The 16,883-nt window shown below is 62.3% G+C and carries 13 protein-coding genes; 4 read left to right on the top strand and 9 right to left on the bottom strand.

Annotation, left to right across the window (positions count from 1 at the left end; genetic code table 11):
* Position 1: 1 nt before the first annotated feature.
* From urtC to urtA, 3 genes are all read right to left on the bottom strand, one after another.
* Positions 2-1,186 carry an urea ABC transporter permease subunit UrtC gene (gene urtC / locus IEX85_RS23320; protein WP_229722087.1) on the bottom strand — a complete coding sequence of 395 codons (1,185 nt, stop codon included), beginning with the start codon at positions 1,184-1,186 and terminating at the stop codon, positions 2-4.
* Between the two features lie 26 nt (positions 1,187-1,212).
* The gene (gene urtB, locus IEX85_RS23315) at positions 1,213-2,139 is read right to left on the bottom strand and encodes an urea ABC transporter permease subunit UrtB (RefSeq protein WP_188863050.1); all 927 of its coding nucleotides are present in this window, start codon (positions 2,137-2,139) and stop codon (positions 1,213-1,215) included.
* Positions 2,140-2,225: 86 nt separating this feature from the next.
* A complete protein-coding gene (urtA, locus tag IEX85_RS23310) occupies positions 2,226-3,479 on the bottom strand; it encodes an urea ABC transporter substrate-binding protein (protein ID WP_188863049.1) in 1,254 nt (417 codons plus the stop codon).
* A gap of 307 nt (positions 3,480-3,786) precedes the next feature.
* Here urtA and IEX85_RS23305 point away from each other — a divergent pair, with 307 nt between their 5' ends.
* Positions 3,787-7,161 carry an ATP-binding protein gene (locus tag IEX85_RS23305; RefSeq protein ID WP_188863048.1) on the top strand — a complete coding sequence of 1,125 codons (3,375 nt, stop codon included), beginning with the start codon at positions 3,787-3,789 and terminating at the stop codon, positions 7,159-7,161.
* Positions 7,136-8,020, top strand: coding sequence for a response regulator (locus IEX85_RS23300; protein ID WP_188863047.1), 885 nt, complete (start codon positions 7,136-7,138; stop codon positions 8,018-8,020). Before IEX85_RS23305 ends, IEX85_RS23300 begins: the two co-directional genes overlap by 26 nt.
* Before the next feature lie 152 nt (positions 8,021-8,172).
* Here IEX85_RS23300 and IEX85_RS23295 read toward each other — a convergent pair whose 3' ends face one another.
* Together IEX85_RS23295 and IEX85_RS23290 are read right to left on the bottom strand one after the other, a co-directional pair.
* A complete protein-coding gene (locus IEX85_RS23295) occupies positions 8,173-8,424 on the bottom strand; it encodes an EAL domain-containing protein (protein WP_268238114.1) in 252 nt (83 codons plus the stop codon).
* Positions 8,425-8,822: 398 nt separating this feature from the next.
* Complete coding sequence (locus tag IEX85_RS23290; RefSeq protein WP_188863045.1) at positions 8,823-9,056, bottom strand: hypothetical protein; 234 nt, start codon at positions 9,054-9,056, stop codon at positions 8,823-8,825.
* A 279-nt stretch (positions 9,057-9,335) separates the two neighbouring features.
* On the opposite strand from IEX85_RS23290, the gene betA reads away from it, so the two are divergent.
* A complete protein-coding gene (gene betA / locus IEX85_RS23285; RefSeq protein WP_188863044.1) occupies positions 9,336-11,042 on the top strand; it encodes a choline dehydrogenase in 1,707 nt (568 codons plus the stop codon).
* 311 nt (positions 11,043-11,353) lie between these two features.
* Positions 11,354-12,484: a BCCT family transporter gene (locus IEX85_RS23280; protein WP_188863043.1), complete on the top strand. Its 1,131-nt coding sequence runs from the start codon at positions 11,354-11,356 to the stop codon at positions 12,482-12,484.
* Positions 12,485-12,491: 7 nt separating this feature from the next.
* Here the strand turns inward: IEX85_RS23280 and IEX85_RS23275 are convergent, their stop codons facing one another.
* The 4 genes from IEX85_RS23275 to IEX85_RS23260 form a co-directional block, all read right to left on the bottom strand.
* Positions 12,492-13,370: an urea transporter gene (locus IEX85_RS23275; RefSeq protein ID WP_188863042.1), complete on the bottom strand. Its 879-nt coding sequence runs from the start codon at positions 13,368-13,370 to the stop codon at positions 12,492-12,494.
* Positions 13,371-13,456: 86 nt separating this feature from the next.
* On the bottom strand, positions 13,457-14,872 hold the full coding sequence (gene pyk / locus IEX85_RS23270) for a pyruvate kinase (protein WP_188863041.1): 1,416 nt from the start codon (positions 14,870-14,872) through the stop codon (positions 13,457-13,459).
* Positions 14,873-15,267: 395 nt separating this feature from the next.
* Complete coding sequence (gene glxR, locus IEX85_RS23265; RefSeq protein WP_188863040.1) at positions 15,268-16,158, bottom strand: 2-hydroxy-3-oxopropionate reductase; 891 nt, start codon at positions 16,156-16,158, stop codon at positions 15,268-15,270.
* A gap of 124 nt (positions 16,159-16,282) precedes the next feature.
* Positions 16,283-16,883: TIM barrel protein (locus IEX85_RS23260; protein ID WP_188863039.1), on the bottom strand; the 601-nt coding region annotated here is incomplete at its 5' end.

Below are 16,883 nucleotides of genomic sequence, written 5' to 3'. Positions count from 1 at the left end.
CTCAGGACTGGCTCGGCACGCCGATACCCTGGGCGGGCTCGGGGTCGCTGGTGGCATTGCGGGGCGCGATGGCAGGCGTGGCGGGGGTCTTCTGCGCGGCTGCGGCGGCGCGACGCTCCTTCACTTTCTGCAGCAACGTCTGATAGAGACCGGCGAGGCCGTTCGGGAAGGCCAGCACCACGCCGATGAACAGGGCGCCCATGGCGAACAGCCAGAGCTCCGGGAAGGCTTCCGACATGGTGGTCTTGGCGGCGTTGACCAGTAGCGCACCGTAGACCGCACCGATGATCGACAGGCGGCCGCCGAGGGCGCAGAAGATCACCATCTCGATCGACGGCACGATACCGACCAGGGTGGGCGACATGAAGCCGACCTGGAGGGTGAACATGGCGCCGCCGATAGCGGACAGCATCGCCGCGAAGCAGAACACGAAGATCTTGAAGCTCGACACGTCGTAGCCGGAGAAGCGTACCCGGTCCTCGCGATCGCGAATGGCGACGAGCAGGCGCCCCAGCTTGCTTTTCAGCACCAGGTGGGCGAGCAGCAGGCAGGCGAACAACATGGCGACGCAGAAGAAGTAGAGGATGTACTTCGCCGAGTCGGTGCGGATGTCCCAGCCCATCAGGGTGCGCAGGTCGGTGATGCCGTTGACGCCGCCGGTGTAACCCTGCTGACCGATGATCAGGATGGTCAGGATGGCGGCGATCGCCTGGGTAATGATGGCGAAGTAGACACCGCCGACGCGGCGTTTGAACATTGCCACCGCCACGATGAACGCGAACAGCGGAGCAACGAAGAGTATCGCCAGGGTGGTGAAGCCGAGGGAGTGGAAGGGTTCCCAGAACCAGGGCAGCGCGGTGAGCTGGTTCCAGTCCATGAAGTCGGGAATACCCGGCGTGGACTGGATCGCGGTCGCTTCCGGCGAGGATGCCTCCAGTTTCAGGAACATCGCCATGGCGTAGCCGCCGATACCGAAGAACACCCCCTGGCCGAGGCTGAGGATGCCGCCGTAGCCCCAGCACAGCACCAGGCCGACGGCGACAAAGGCGTAGCTGAGGTATTTGCCCACCAGGTTGAGGCGGAAGATATCCAGGGTCAGCGGCAGAATCAGTACCAGCAGGATGGCGAGCAACCCGTAGTTGATCAGATCCTGACGCTTGAACAGATTGTTTTTTAACGCATTCATGCTTGTCTCCTTGTCCGGTCAGGCCATCAGCGCCGAATCTTCAGTGAGAACAGGCCCTGCGGACGCAGCATCAGGATGCCGACGACGACCAGCAGCGTGAGAACCTTGGCCATGGAGCCGCTGAGGAAGAACTCCATCGTCGACTGCGCCTGGGAGATGGTGAACGCCGAGGCGATGGTGCCGAGCAGGCTCGCGGCGCCGCCGAAGACCACCACCAGGAAGGTATCGACGATGTACAGCTGGCCGGAGGTCGGTCCGGTCGATCCGATCATGGTGAAGGCGCTGCCGGCGACACCGGCGATGCCGCAGCCGAGCGCGAAGGTCATGCGGTCGACCTTCCCGGTATTGATGCCGACGGCACCCGCCATCGGGCGGTTCTGCACCACGGCGCGGACCTGACCGCCCCAGTTGGACCGGTACATCAGGTAGTAGACGCCGGCCGCGATCAGCAGCGTCAGAACCATGACGAACAGGCCGTTGATCGGAATCTCGATCATGTCGGTGACGGCGACAGAGCCCATCAGCCAGTCCGGCAGGGATACGCCCACTTCACGTGCGCCGAAAATGGAGCGATAGCACTGCTGCAGGATCAGGCTCAGGCCCCAGGTGGCCAGCAGCGTATCCAGCGGGCGGTGGTAGAGTCGCCTTATCATGGCCCATTCCACCAGGGCACCGAGGGCGCCGGCGGACACGAAGGCCACCACCATCGCGACGATGAAGTAGGCGCCGTAGAGACCGGGCATCAGCGCTTCGAACAGGTTCGAGGTCAGATAGGTCATGTAGGCGCCGAGAATCATGAACTCGCCGTGCGCCATGTTGATGACGCCCATCTGGCCGAAGATGATTGCCAGCCCCAGCGCCATCAGTACAAATATGGAGAACAGGCTCAGGCCTGCGAATCCCTGCATGGCGAAGATCGCCAGCAGTTCAGAAGATGAGTAGTCAGCAAACATGATGACAGGCTCCGTTGCTCGGGATCGTCAGTAGTCGGATTGCTGGGCCCGGCCCCGCGGATGCGGTGCCGGGCTGAGGCGGGGGCTTACTGATAACCTTCCGGGAAGGGGTTGGGCTCGATAAGCTCTGAGGTCTCGTAGACCACCTTGTACTGACCATCGGTCTGTGCCTGGCCGATGCGGGTCTTGGACCAGAGGTGGTGGTTCGGGTGAACCTTGACATAGCCTTCCGGCGCGCTGGTCAGCTCGATTTCCGCAGAGGCGGCGCGAACCTTGTCGATATCGAAGGAGCCGGCCTTCTCGACGGCGGCCTTCCACAGCCAGGGGCCGAGGTAGGCCGCCTGTGTCACGTCGCCGATAACGATATCTTCACCGTATTTTTCCTTGAACGCGTCGACGAAACCGGCATTGTTTTCGTTATCCAGGCTCTGGAAGTACTTCATCGAGGCGTAGATGCCGTCGATGTTCTCGCCACCGATACCCAGAATTTCATCCTCGGTCACGGAGATGGTCAGGAACAGTGGCTTCTCCTTGCCCATTTCGATACCGGCGGCCTTGAGCTGCTTGTAGAACGCGACGTTGGAGCCACCCACCACGGAGATAAAGACAACGTCAGGCTTTTTCAGCTTGATCTTGTTGATGACCGAGTTGAACTGGGTGTGACCGAGCGGGTAGTACTCTTCGCCGACCACCTTCAGGCCGTTCTTTTCGATATGCTTGCGGGCGATCTTGTTTGAAGTGCGGGGCCAGATGTAGTCGGAGCCGAGCAGGTAGAAATTCTCGGCGCCCTTGTTTTCCATGACCCAGTCCAGGCCTGCGAGTATCTGCTGAGTGGCCTCCTGGCCGGTGTAGATCACGTTCGGTGACTGCTCCAGGCCTTCGTAGAAGGTCGGGTAGTACAGCATGCCGTTGTACTGCTCGAAGACCGGCAGTACCGCTTTGCGGGACGCCGAGGTCCAGCAGCCGAAAACCGCCGCGACCTTGTCGTTCACCAGCAGTTTCTTCGACTTCTCGGCGAAGGTCGGCCAGTCGCTGGCGCCGTCTTCCTGAATGTATTCGATCTGCCGGCCCAGTACGCCGCCCATGGCGTTGATCTGGTCGATCGCCAGCTTTTCGGCCTGCACGGAGCCGGTTTCGCTGATCGCCATGGTGCCGGTGATGGAATGAAGGATGCCGACCTTGACGGTGTCATCGGTGACGGCGAGCCCGGTGGTGTTGACCTCTGCACTGGCCAGCTGGACGTTGCCCAGCATGACGGCTGCCGGAAGGAGCATGAGTCCTTTCAGTAATTGGCGGCGCAGGGTGGACTGCTGCTTCGGATTTCTGTCCCGCTTTTGCATGTGGTATCTCCTGACTGGATGGGCAAAACGTCTTCTCGTTCTGCCATCAGTATCGGGAAGGGTAGGTGGTGGGAACATTCGGCAAATGCTCCCAACGACTACGTCATTTGCCCCATAGCCGCGGGCGCGCTGGCAGAGTAAGCGCGCGGGCGAGGGGGTTGATGGTTGGGCACGTTAATTGCAGTTGCAGACCGACTCGTCTATTACGCAGGTGCAATATGAATGCGGCAGGCATAAGCGCCCGATTCTGGTTCGTTATGTGCGTTGCTTTGGTGCGCCATGGCGCAAAGGGTGAGTGTGTAATGGGATGACGCCGCAACAGCAGATATTCAGGGTCCGGCGCCAGTACAATCAGTGGGTGGCGAACCAGACGCTGGAGGACTATTCGCTGCGCTTCACCGCCAAAGCGGCCCGGCGCTGGTCGCTTGGACGCGTCGCGATCACGGCGCTTGGCGGCATCACCTTTCTGGCGCTGGAGGCTATCGGTGGCGCCATTACGCTCAGCTACGGTTTCGATCACACCCTGGTTGCGACGCTGCTGGTGTCGTTGATCATCTTCCTGACGGCGATACCGATCAGTTACTACGCCGCGAGTTACGGCGTCGATATCGATCTGCTGACCCGGGGGGCGGGCTTCGGCTACATCGGCTCCACGGTGACGTCGCTGATCTATGCGTCCTTCACCTTCATATTCCTCGCGATCGAAGCGACGATCATGGCCAAGGCGCTGGAGATGATGTTCGCCGTGCCGGTTTCGATCGGGTATTTCATCAGTGCATTCGTCGTCATACCGGTGGTGATCTACGGTTTTACCTTCATCAGCCGTTTCCAGATGTTCAGCCAGCCACTCTGGATCGTGCTGCAGCTTCTGCCGCTGTTTTATGTCGTTGCCGAGGGCGGCGACTCGCTGCAGAGCTGGCTCGATTACCGTGGCAGTCAGACGACGCACGACGGCTTCGACTACCTGCTGCTTGGCGCCGCGGCGACGGTCGTTATTTCATTGATCGCCCAGATCGGGGAGCAGGTCGACTACCTCCGTTTCCTGCCGGAGCGAAGCGCGGGCAATCGCCTGCGCTGGTGGTCGATGCTGCTGGTGGCGGGACCCGGATGGGTGCTGGTGGGTGCCGTCAAGCTGCTGATAGGGTCTTTCCTGGCGGTGCTGGTGCTGCAGAGCGGGGGCCTGCTGTCCGAAGCCCACGAGCCGACCCAGATGTACATGACGGCGTTCGGTCATGTCACCGGTTCGCCACAGCTGGCGCTGCTGCTGGCGGGCCTGTTCGTCATCCTGTCGCAGGTGAAGATCAATGTCACCAACGCCTACGCCGGGTCCCTGGCCTGGTCAAACTTCTTCTCCCGCCTGACGCATATTCACCCGGGAAGGGTGGTATGGCTGGTGTTCAATGTCACCATCGCCTGGCTGCTGATGGAGCTGGGGATCTATGAGGCGTTCGAGCGTATTCTCGGACTGTTCTCGATACTGGTCGTGGCCTGGGTCGGCTCGCTGGTGGCGGACCTGGTGATCAACAAGCCGCTGGGACTGAGCCCCCGCGGTATTGAGTTCAAGCGTGCCCACCTGTTCGATATCAATCCGGTTGGCGTCGGATCGATGGCAATATCGTCGGTGGTCGGCACGCTCTGCATGCTCGGGGTGCTGGGAGAGGCTGCACAGGCCTTCGCGCCCTTTGTCGCGCTTGCGCTGACGTTCGTCCTGGCGCCTGCGATCGCGCTGGCTACCGGCAGCCGTTTTTACATCGCGCGCGAGCCGCAGTCGGCGTCGGGCACACGCTGCTCCATTTGCGAGCACCATTTCGAGGCGGACGACATGACCTTTTGTCCGCTCTACGACGGCAATATCTGCTCGCTGTGCTGTTCCCTGGACGCCCGCTGCAACGATGCCTGCAAAAACAACAGCACCTTTTCGGACCAGATATCGGCACTGCTGCGGCGCCTGCTGCCGGCCACGCTGACCCGGAAGGTGAACGCCCGCATGGGGCACTTCATCGGGCTGATGCTGGTGTTCGACACCATCGTGGGCGCCTTCCTGTCGTTGATCTACTTCCAGATGCTGAGTTCCCATGCCGGCAGCAGCGAGCTGGTGGCAGTGGTGCTTTTCAAGGTGTTCTTCCTGCTGCAGATCGTGATCGGCGTTGCCGCCTGGCTTTTCCTGCTGGCGCATCAGAGCCGGGTGCTGGCCCAGGACGAGAGCGCACAGCAGACCGAGCGGCTGATGGCCGAGATCCATGCGCACGAGCTGACCGACCGCGAGCTGCAGGACGCCAAGGAACTGGCGGAAGCGGCCAGCCTGGCGAAAAGCCGTTACCTGACCGGTATCAGTCATGAGTTGCGCACGCCGCTGAATGCAGTGCTCGGTTATGCCCAGCTGCTCGATGCGGCGACAGACATTCCGTCCCACCGGCGTACCGCGATCAACGTGATCAAGCGCAGCAGCGAGCATCTGGCCAACCTGATCGAAGAGCTGCTCGACATCTCGCGCATCGAGGCGGGCAGACTGGAGCTGTACCGGAACGAGGTCGCGCTGGTCGGTTTCATGGATCAGCTGGTTTACATGTTCCGCTTGCAGGCCGAAGCCAAGGGGATCAGCTTCAATTACGACTGTCTGTCGCGGGTGCCGGAGTTCGTGGCGACCGACGAAAAGCGGCTGCGGCAGATTCTGATCAACCTGCTGTCGAATGCGATCAAGTTCACCGACCGGGGCTCGGTGTCGCTGAGCCTGATATATCGCAACGAGGTGGCGCAGTTCGTGATCCGCGATACCGGTGTCGGCATTGCCGCCGGGGATATCGAAAAGATCTTCAAGCCCTTCGAGCGCCTGGACAGTGGCGCGGCGCCAAGACCGGGCACCGGGCTCGGGCTTACCATCACCCAGCTGCTCACCGATATCATGGGCGGCGACCTGCAGGTCGAGAGCGTACCCGGCGAAGGGAGTGTTTTCCGGTTGACGCTGATGCTGGCGAGCCTGAGTAAAACAACATTGCTGCCGGTTGTCCGACAGCGTCTGCAGGGCTACCGCGGGCCGCGCAGGACGGTCATGGTGGTGGACGACGATCCCACCCACCGCGAGCTGGTCAGTGACATTCTGCAGCCGGTGGGCTTTCGTGTGATCGCGGCACAAAACGGCACCGAATGTCTCCAGCTCTGCACTCAGCAGCGGCCGGATCTGTACATACTGGATGTTTCGATGCCGGGCATGAGCGGCTGGGAGCTGCTCGATCAGCTGCGCGGGTCCGGTGTTCAGACGCCGGTGGTGATGCTCTCGGCGGATGCCCGGGAGTGGGCGGAGTTAAACGACAATCACCCCTGCGATGCCTACATGGTCAAACCGGTCCGGGTGGCCGAGTTGCTCGACCGGATCGGGTCGCTGCTGGCGCTCGAGTGGGTCGGGGAGGATGAGCAGCCCGCTGCGGTTGCGACCGCAGTGCCGAGGGGGGAACCGCCTGCGCTGGATCTGAGCAGCCTGCGTCGCTATATCGAGCTCGGTTATCTGGAGGGGATCAAAAACGAGCTGAACAGTATCTGCTCGGAAGCGGGACTGTCCGCCGGGGCGGCTTCAGAACTTCGGATGATGGTTCAGTCCTTTCAATTCGCCGGAATCCTCGAGCGGCTCGAGTCGCTCACCAACCCTGACGGTATCGTTCATGAATGCCAAAGTACTCGTAGTTGACGACTCCCCCGAAGCGATCAGCATGCTCAACGAGCTGCTGTGCCGGCACGGCTTCCAGGTCTTCGTGGCGCTCGGTGGCGAGCAGGTGATCAACATCGCCGAGCAGATCCTGCCGGACGTGATACTGCTGGATGCCGTCATGCCCGGCATGGACGGGTTCGAGGTCTGCCGGCGCCTGAAAGCGATTCCGTCGCTGATCCATGTGCCGGTGATCTTCATGACAGGTCTCAGCGAAACCGAGCACATTGTCCGGGCCTTCGAGGTGGGCGGCATCGACTACATCACCAAGCCGATTCGCCATGAAGAGCTGCTGGTACGCATGCGTGCGCATCTGCATACCGCGCAGCGGGCCGCCAGCGCGCACGGGGTGATGGACGAGTTCGGGCTGATGACGATCTGTCTGCGCAGCGATGGCCGTATCGAGTGGGCTACGCCCCAGGTCTACAAGCTGTTCCCCGGGCTGGGTGTCGAAACGGGGCCGGCGCTGATGGCATCGCTTGTTCGCGCCCGGGTGGGCGGGGCGCCGGTCACGGTGACGCTGGCTGGTGAAGAGGTGAAGTGCCACATGATCGATGACGACGGACTGGGGCGCTACCTGTTCAAGCTCGATGATCCGAACCAGCCGGACGACCAGGAAAAGCTCAGCACGCGCTTCGCGCTGACCGAGCGTGAGGCCGAGGTGTTGATGTGGATCGTCCACGGCAAGACCAACAAGGAGATCGCGATGATACTCGATCTCAGCCCGCGCACGGTCAACAAGCATCTCGAGCAGATCTTTCCGAAACTGGGGGTGGAAAACCGGACCTCGGCCGCCTCCGCCGCGCTCAACTGTATCCGCCAGCGCTGGGAGCTGTCCTAAAGAGGCTGTCGCAAAACTACTGCGCTCGATGATATGGCGTTGAAAATCGGCTCAAAATGCTCATTTATTAAATATAAACTCCGCTTTTTCGCCGATATTCGCCTTATCTCATCTTCGCTCGCTACATTTTGCGACACCCTCTGAAGAGGCTGTCAGACCAGCGGGGCCGGGGTCGGGCGGCTGTCCTGGGCGCCTGAGGCCTCGCGCTGCCGCGTCAGTTCGCGGCGCAGCTCGCGCATGGTCATGGGCTTGCCGAACAGCCAGCCCTGGGCGTATTGCACGCCCCGCCTTCTGAATTCCCGGGCCTGCTCCTGCGTTTCCACCCCTTCGGCGATCATCTCCAGCTGCAGCGCATTGGCCATCTGGATGATGTGTACCGCCACCTGGCTGGTGGCGGCATCCAGCGCCGACCCAGTGGCCGGTCCGCAGGTCCACGATGGGCCGGTACCGCAGGAAGAACTCGTTGCGTTTCAGGGCCGCCCTTAACAGCGTCGGCATCGCGGTCTGCTGCTGTGCCAGCCAGAACACGGCAAAGGCCAGCACGCATCCGGCGAGGATGCCGACCGGCACCAGGCGTTGCGTGATACGGCTGATCTGAGGGCACAGGGCCGGTACGGGTATGGCCGCCAAAGCGGCGGTCGGGAAGGTGTCGGAACGGGTGATCGCGACCAGGTAGCCGTTGTCGATGAAGGATGTTTCCCGCTGCTCGCCAAGGGCTGTCAGCCATTCCTGACGAAAGCGGCCAGTGCTGCCGCGGACCTGCAGCGTGCCGGGTGTAAAGGTTGTCAGTGAGACGTTGCTGTCATGTGCCGTGTCGGTAAGCGGCATCCAGGTCGCTCAACTGCTTGAGGCTCTGGGTGACCTGACTCGCTGTGCGGTCGGAATGTTCGACCACGTCGCGGGCGTAACCCATTACACGCGCGGTTTCACTGGAGATGCCTTCCGTTTTGGCGATCTGCACACTCAACAGCGTCGGTGCTGCGAACGACAGCGCGGCGATCAGCAGGACTGTGGCATTAACGAGCCTTCGCTTCATTTTTCATTTACCGGGCCTCGTCGCGAGCCTCCCCCTGAGCCCCGGCAGATGATAGCGAGTCCCCCGTAACTTCTCCGTTTACGGTTGCCAATGCAAGGTATTCGCCGCCTGGTACCAGGCTGTTATGAGCCGGCCCGGGCGACAAAGTCGATTTTTATTGATTGAACGTTTAATTAAAAAAAGTTAAGGTGTTGTCATTGAATATCGACAACAGACAGCAATTCGGGGCCGTCGCAACCCTGTAAAAGGGTGCCGTCCGGCGTTTCCGGGGGAGGCAAGATGTCGCAACAGAGCTTTGATTACATCATCGTGGGGGCCGGCTCGGCCGGTTGTGTGCTGGCGGACCGGCTGACCGAAAGCGGCGAACACCGGGTGCTGCTGATCGAGGCCGGCGGCAGCGACAGGAGCATCTTCATCCAGATGCCGACTGCGCTGTCCTATCCCATGAACACGCCGAAATACAGCTGGCCCTTCGAATCCGAGTCGGAAGCCGGCCTCGACGGCCGTCGTCTGCACTGCCCGCGCGGCCGCGTACTGGGTGGTTCCTCGTCGATTAATGGCATGGTCTACGTGCGTGGTCACGCCTGCGATTTCGATGAATGGGAAGAGCAGGGCGCAGCGGGCTGGAGCTACCAGAACTGCCTGCCGTATTTTCGTCGTGCCGAGACCTGGAAGGGCGGCGCCGACGAATATCGCGGCGGCGATGGCCCTCTGGCGACCTGCAACGGCAACGACATGCGCCTCAACCCGCTGTACCAGGCCTTCATCGATGCCGGCGAGCAGGCCGGCTATCCGCAAACCGATGACTACAACGGTTATCGTCAGGAGGGCTTCGGCCCGATGCACATGACCGTCAAGGACGGTGTGCGCTGGTCCACATCCAATGCCTATCTGCGCCGAGCATTGACGCGCCCGAATCTGACGCTGGTGTCCAAAGCTCAGACGCGCCGGATCCTGTTCGAAGGCAAGAAGGCGGTCGGTATCGAATACGATGCGGGCAAGGGGACCGAGTCTGTGCTGGCGTCTCGAGAGGTGATTCTGTCCAGCGGCTCCATCGGTTCGCCGATGTTGCTGCAGCTGTCCGGTGTCGGACCGCGCGATGTGCTGGAAGACGCCGGGGTCGAGCTGCGGCACGAACTGCCCGGTGTCGGTGAAAATCTGCAGGACCACCTGGAAGTCTACTTCCAGTTCCACTGCAAGGAGCCGATTTCGCTCAACAGCAAGCTGGGCCTGATCAGCAAGGGGCTGATCGGAACCCGCTGGATGTTGTTCAAGGATGGTCTGGGCGCCACCAACCACTTCGAGTCATGTGCCTTTATCCGTTCCCGCGCCGGGCTGAAATGGCCCGATATTCAGTATCACTTCCTGCCGGCGGCGATGCGCTATGACGGGCAGGCGGCATTCGAAGGGCACGGTTTCCAGGTCCACGTCGGCCCCAACAAGCCGAAAAGCCGTGGCCGGGTACGCATCGTCTCGGCGAATCCGGACGACAAGCCGAGCATCCTGTTCAACTACCTGCAGCACCCCCAGGATATCGAGGACTGGCGCGCCGTTATCCGGCTGACCCGCGAAATCATCGCGCAACCGGCTTTTGACGCCTACCGCGGTGACGAGATACAGCCCGGCAAAGGTGTCGAGACCGATGCCGAGATCGACGCCTGGGTACGGGAGAACGTCGAGAGCGCCTATCACCCGTCCTGCACCTGCAAGATCGGCGCGGACGATGACCCGATGGCTGTGCTCGATGCCGAGTGCCGGGTGCGCGGGGTCGAAGGACTGCGGGTGGTGGATTCGTCGGTGTTCCCGACCATTACCAACGGCAACCTCAACGCGCCCACCATCATGGTGGCCGAACGCGCGGCGGACATGATACTCGCGCGTACCCCTTTGCCGGCGGCGGGCGTTCCGGTGTGGATCGATCCCGAATGGGAAACGCGCCAGCGGCTCGGCCCGCCCCAGCGCGGTCAGTCCCGCGAGAGCGCCTGAGGCGAGTGGCGTGAGCGCGCGCCGGCGAGGCCTTCGATCGTCCCGCTGATTTGCCGATGCCCGTCCTGATGGCGCCACAGGCGTTCAGGACGGAGCTGTCCAACCCAGGTTCAACAGGCTGCACGGTGGTCGTGGATGCGATTACCCGAGTGTGGCCGGAACAGCGTCCATGGAGGGCGTGCCCGACATAACCCAACGTCCAATCCACTAACAATAATACGGATGAATCGCAGGAACCGAGACGGCCGATATCAACCATTGCCACTAGCAGGGCCGGTTCGAGGTTTCCCAGATATCCCGAGGACCCAATGATGAATAACGTTCTATCTATTGCCATTCTGGCGACCCTTCTTGCTTCCGTGCTGATCCTGGTGCGATGGGGCAAGCAGCGCTGCCAGGGTGAGATGCCCACTTCACTGTTTGCCTTTATGGCCATCCTCTTCACGTCCGGCCTCGACGTTGGGCTGGTGATGTTCCCGTTGACCGAGTTTCCGGTCTACGAGCAAGAGGGTGCCTACGCCTTCACCAATCCGCTGGCGATCGAGTTCGGCTTCTGGGGATTCCTGGTCTGGGCCTTCTACTTCCTTACCACCTTCTACTTCGTTATCGTCGAGCCGCGGCTGAAGCTGTTCGAGATTCCATTGATCAAGCTGATCAACAATATCGTTATCATCGGTACCTGTGCCTTTACCGGCTTTCTGTTCCTCAGCTACCTGCCCGACTATGCCGAAGGCATTTCGCAGCCGGTGCGCTACGGGCTGACCGGACTGGTGGTGCTGATGGCGGTGTTTTCCAGTTCCGACGTGCGTTACGTCAAGTGGCTCAGTATCGCGTCCACCTGGCTCTTTTTCGGCCTGATCGCGCTGCTGGCGACCGACGCCGGGATGGGAGCGGCGGCCTTTTCCGGTACCCTGTCTCAGCTGTCCGGCTACTTCGGCAACCTGCACCGCTTCGTCACGCCGCTGAGCGACTATCATGCGTTCTACCTGTTCTGGTGGTTCTCCTGGAGCATCATGATCGGCCAGTTCGTCGCCCGCTTCGTCGGAGGTCTCACCGCGCGTCAGCTGTGCCTGGCGATGCTGGTGATACCGTCCATCCCGATCGCCATCTGGTTCTCGGTGCTGTACTACTACCATGAGCAGGCGCTGTTGATGAGCAGTACGTTCAAGCTGGCGATGCTGGTCGTGGGGGTGATTTTCGTCGTCAACTCGCTGGACTCGCTGATTCGTCTCTACACCACCAACCTCAATATCACCGTTGAGCGCTTCGGTCTGCTGCCCTACATCCTCGGCAACTGGCTGCTGATGTTCGGCCTGGTGCTGCTGTTCCAGTTCACGCCGCTGAAAATCGAGTGGATCGGGCTGGTGGTGATCGCTCTGTACGCGATGGTATCGCTGCTAATGCTGCGTAACCTTCCCCGGTTGAGGGGCGAGGTGGCGTAACGGGCCTTCAGGGTGTCGGTTCCGGATGCGTTGATATCCGCGCCGTCATCAGACAGATCAGCCAGCAACTGAGCACGAAGGGCGCAGTAAAGGGCGGAATCCCGAGCTGCGCCAGCAGTGGCTGCAGCAGGGTGGCCACTGCGCTGCCGGTGAGGATCAGCAGCGGCTGGGGGCCAAAGCGTCGGGACAGGGCGATGGCCGCCAGGGCGCCGTTGAAGCCGTACAGGCCGAGGTGCAGATCGTGCGGTGCAACCGGCAGGCCGCTGGCCACCAGATTGCCGGTCAGGGCGCCGATCAGCGCCCAGCCGGCATCCCGCGCCGATGCCAGTGTCAGTCCAAGCAGCACCAGCAGTGCCGCCAGTGGCGAGCCGAGAAACAGTACCTGTCCCAGCCCCTGCATCACCGACTGTACCGGCAATGGCCGATCGCCGACGGCTTCGGCCGCGACCGGCGCGAATGCCTGCAGCAGCGGCAGCAGGCCCCAGGCACACCAGCCCAGCAGCACGAAAACGGAGGTGTAGGGCGGCAGCCGCAAGCGTCGCAGCTGCCAGTCCAGCATCGGCACGCTCAGCACACCCAGCAGGGCGATCAGTGCCAGGGTTGCCTGCGACAGACCTCCCAGCGCCGTGACCCCAAGCCCCAGCAAAGCGCCGTTGTAGCCATAATCCCCGGAACGCAGACGGTCGCGGTCGAAAGCGCCAAGCCCGGCGCCCAGCAACGCCGCGAGGCATCCGCACAGGCCTCCGGCCAGCAGCCACGGCGACTCGACGCCGATGGCCAGCAGCAGCAACAGGCCGCAATGGCGGCTGCTCTGGAACAGGATCTGGCTGAAACTGTGCAGCAGTGCATCGAGCCAGTAGCTCAGGTTGCGAAGGGTTTTATCCACGCTGAAAAGATCCGCAAGGTGCTGTAGGAGCCCAGTCTCTGGGCGAACAGAATATGGGCGTAAGGCGTGAGGCCTTACGCTTCCCGTCATGCGAGAGTTTCGATCCGCAGCAGGTTGGTCGTGCCGGGGGAGCCGAAGGGCGCGCCGGCAGTGATCACGACGGTATCGCCCGGGTGCGCCATTTCCCTGCGATGGGCCTCTTCGAGGGCCGTGCGGGCGATTTCGTCGACGCTGTCGAAGCGGTCGCTCACCTGGGAATAAACGCCCCAGACCACGGTCAGACGGCGAGCGGTCCTGAGGTTCGGAGTCAGAGTCAGGATCGGCGCCTTGGGTCGCTCGCGCGAGGCCCGCAGGCTGGTGGCGCCGGAGGTGGTGAAGCAGACCAGCACGGCAACCGGCAGGATGCGGCTGATGCGGCGGATAGCGCAGCTGATGGCATCCGATACGGTAGCCCTGGGCTCTGGTCGTCCGGCGTCGAGCTGGGCCTGATACCCCGGATCGGCCTCGGTGGTGCGGATGATGTTGCTCATCATCGTTACCGCTTCCAGCGGATAGTCGCCGGAGGCGGTCTCGGCCGAGAGCATGACGGCGTCGGCGCCCTCCGAGACGGCGTTGGCGACATCGGTAACTTCGGCCCGGGTCGGCGCCGGCGAGAAGCGCATCGATTCCAGCATCTGGGTGGCGACCACCACCGGGCGGCCGAGCTCGCGGCAGCAGGCGATAATGCGCTTCTGAATGCCGGGTACATGTTCGGCCGGTACCTCGACGCCCAGGTCGCCGCGGGCGATCATGATGGCGTCCGAGAGTTCGGCAATGGCTTCGAGGTGGTCGACCGCGGTCGGCTTCTCGATCTTGGCCATCAGGAAGGCGCGTTCGCCGATCAGTGCTCGGGCCTCCTCGATATCGCTGGGGCGCTGTACGAACGACAACGCCACCCAGTCGACGCCGAGATCGAGACCGAAAGCGAGGTCGCGGCGATCCTTTTCCGTCAGCGGGCTGAGTTCGAGCACCGCTTCCGGAACGTTGACGCCCTTGCGGTCGGACAGCTCACCGGCATTGCAGGCTTCGGCCAGAATGTTGTCGTTTTTGGCCTCCAGTACGTTGAGGCGCACGCGGCCGTCGTCGACCAGCAACGCCATGCCGGGGCGTAGCGCAGCGATGATTTCAGGGTGCGGCAGATTGACCCTTTTCGCGGTACCCGGCGTCGGGTCCAGATCGAGGCGAATACGGTCGCCCTCGGCCAGTTGTACGCTGCCTTCGGCGAAAGTCCCCAGTCGCAGTTTCGGACCCTGCAGGTCCATCAGGATACCGAGCGGGTATCCGAGCCCGGCTTCGACATCCCGGATCCAGCGGTAGCGCTCGGCGTGGTCTTCGTGGCTGCCGTGACTGAAATTGAGACGGAACAGGTTCACCCCGGCTTCGACCAGGGCGCGGATGTCGTCGGGGCCGCGTGTCGCCGGGCCGAGAGTGGCGAGTATCTTGGTTTTCTTGTCGGGCGCCATGGGGATTCCTCTTGCGTACGTCGCTGCGCGTCGCTTCGGCAGCAGAATGAAATGACAGTATCAGTATGGCCCCGATTCGGCCGGTGCGTTGGCAGAGGCCGGATGCGGGACGCGCCACAGCTACCGTCTATTGCAGGGGGTAGGCAGCATTGCGCGCTGTGTCCCCGGTGAGATGCCCGGTGCGGTACGCGGGGGACGTGAAAAAGAGGGTTCGGCGCACTCGGCGGCCCCGCCAACGGATAACGAGGCCTCCGGCAGACCGGCGCTGAACCCAAGCGATTACACTGAGATCGGTCCTTGTGGGGGATTCAGCGTAGCCGTGAACCAGGTAGGGGATTCGCCCCGGGAACCCGCTTGCGCGTTACTGAAGGCAGCCGGTCCCGGAGCGAACGGGCTTACTCGTCGCGGATCGAGTGGTTGGACATATGCTCCAGCCCCTTGATCATGCCGGAATGATCCCAGCCTTCGCCGCCGATGGCCACGCAGGTGCTGAAGATCTGCTGAGCGGTGGCGGTGTTCGGCAGGTTCAGTGCCAGCTCCTTGGCACCGGAAAGCGCCAGGTTCAGGTCCTTCTGGTGCAGGGAGATGCGGAATCCCGGGGCGAAGGTACCCTTGACCATGCGCTCGCCGTGCACTTCGAGGATCTTCGACGAGGCGAAGCCACCCATCAGCGCCTCGCGCACGCGGGCAGGATCCGCGCCGGCTTTCGAAGCGAACAGCAGCGCCTCGGAGACCGCCTCGATGTTCAGTGCCACGATGATCTGGTTGGCCACCTTGGCGGTCTGGCCGTCGCCGTTGCCGCCGACCAGGGTGATGTTCTGGCCCATGATGTCGAACAGCGGTTTGGCGCGGGCGAAGGTCTCCTCGCTGCCGCCGACCATGATCGACAGGGTGCCGGCCTTGGCGCCGACCTCGCCGCCGGAGACCGGCGCGTCCAGGTACTCGGCGCCAAGATCGTTGACACGCTTGGCGAAATCCTTGGTGGCCAGCGGCGAGATCGAGCTCATGTCGATCACGACCTTGCCGGCGCTGATGCCTTCGGCGACGCCGTTTTCACGGAACAGCACCTCTTCGACCTGAGGGGTGTCGGGCACCATCAGGATGATGAACTCGGCTTCCTGGGCCACTTCTTTCGGATTCGCCAGGGCGATGCCGTTGTCACCGAGGAGTTCGGCCGGTGCGGGGGTGAAGTGTTCCGAGAAGAACAGGGTATGGCCCGCATTCTGAAGGTTCTGTGCCATGGGCAGGCCCATGATGCCGGTACCGATGAATCCAATCTTAGCCATTGGTTGTCTCCGTATTCGATTCGAGCTTGAAAAAGGTATGGCTGACGTAGGAGCCCACTCCGTGGGCGAGCTGTTCTCTGTCATCGGAATTCGCTCGCGGAGCGAGCTCCTACGGGCAGTCCCGTTAAACGATATTGTGCTCTTTCATCCAGCCAAGGCCCGCGTCTGTGGTCGTGGCCGGCTTGTACTCGCAGCCGATCCAGCCGTCGTAGCCGATGCGGTCGATGAAGCCGAAGATGAAGCGGTAGTTGAGCTCGCCGGTCCCCGGTTCGTGCCGGCCCGGGTTGTCCGCCAGCTGGATGTGGCGGATGGCGCCGATATTGGCTTCCAGCGTCGGGCAGATATCGCCTTCCATGATCTGCATGTGATAGATGTCGTACTGCAGCGTCAGGTTGTCGCTGCAGACCCGGTCGCGAATGCGCAGGGCCTGAGCGGTGTTGTTGAGGAAGAAGCCCGGGATATCGCGGGTGTTGATGGCTTCCATCACCAGCCGGATACCGGCCTGCTCGAGCTTCTTCGCCGCGTACCTGAGGTTTTCGACGAAAGTGTCTTCGGCTTGGCTCGCGGACACGCCCTCAGGCTGTATGCCGGCCAGGCAGTTGACCTGTTCGTTGCTGAGGACTTCGGCATAGGCGATTGCCCGGTCGACGCCGGCGCGAAATTCCTCGATACGGTCCGGGTGGCAGGCGATACCGCGCTCGCCCGCGGCCCAGTCGCCGGCCGGC

The organism is Marinobacterium nitratireducens (genome assembly GCF_014645375.1).
GTDB classification, from domain to species: Bacteria; Pseudomonadota; Gammaproteobacteria; order Pseudomonadales; family Balneatricaceae; genus Marinobacterium_A; species Marinobacterium_A nitratireducens.
Note: the sequence above shows the minus strand (reverse complement) of the source record. Positions and strands in the feature narration are given on the sequence as shown.

Excerpts from the sequence above, each read along its gene's own strand:
- IEX85_RS23300 (WP_188863047.1), top strand. The coding sequence starts at position 7,136 with ATGAATGCCAAAGTACTCGTAGTTGACGACTCCCCCGAAGCGATCAGC.
- urtC (WP_229722087.1), bottom strand. The coding sequence starts at position 1,186 with ATGAATGCGTTAAAAAACAATCTGTTCAAGCGTCAGGATCTGATCAAC.
- IEX85_RS23280 (WP_188863043.1), top strand. The coding sequence starts at position 11,354 with ATGAATAACGTTCTATCTATTGCCATTCTGGCGACCCTTCTTGCTTCC.
- IEX85_RS23305 (WP_188863048.1), top strand. The coding sequence starts at position 3,787 with ATGACGCCGCAACAGCAGATATTCAGGGTCCGGCGCCAGTACAATCAG.
- pyk (WP_188863041.1), bottom strand. The coding sequence starts at position 14,872 with ATGGCGCCCGACAAGAAAACCAAGATACTCGCCACTCTCGGCCCGGCG.
- IEX85_RS23290 (WP_188863045.1), bottom strand. The coding sequence starts at position 9,056 with ATGAAGCGAAGGCTCGTTAATGCCACAGTCCTGCTGATCGCCGCGCTG.
- urtA (WP_188863049.1), bottom strand. The coding sequence starts at position 3,479 with ATGCAAAAGCGGGACAGAAATCCGAAGCAGCAGTCCACCCTGCGCCGC.
- glxR (WP_188863040.1), bottom strand. The coding sequence starts at position 16,158 with ATGGCTAAGATTGGATTCATCGGTACCGGCATCATGGGCCTGCCCATG.
- urtB (WP_188863050.1), bottom strand. The coding sequence starts at position 2,139 with ATGTTTGCTGACTACTCATCTTCTGAACTGCTGGCGATCTTCGCCATG.
- betA (WP_188863044.1), top strand. The coding sequence starts at position 9,336 with ATGTCGCAACAGAGCTTTGATTACATCATCGTGGGGGCCGGCTCGGCC.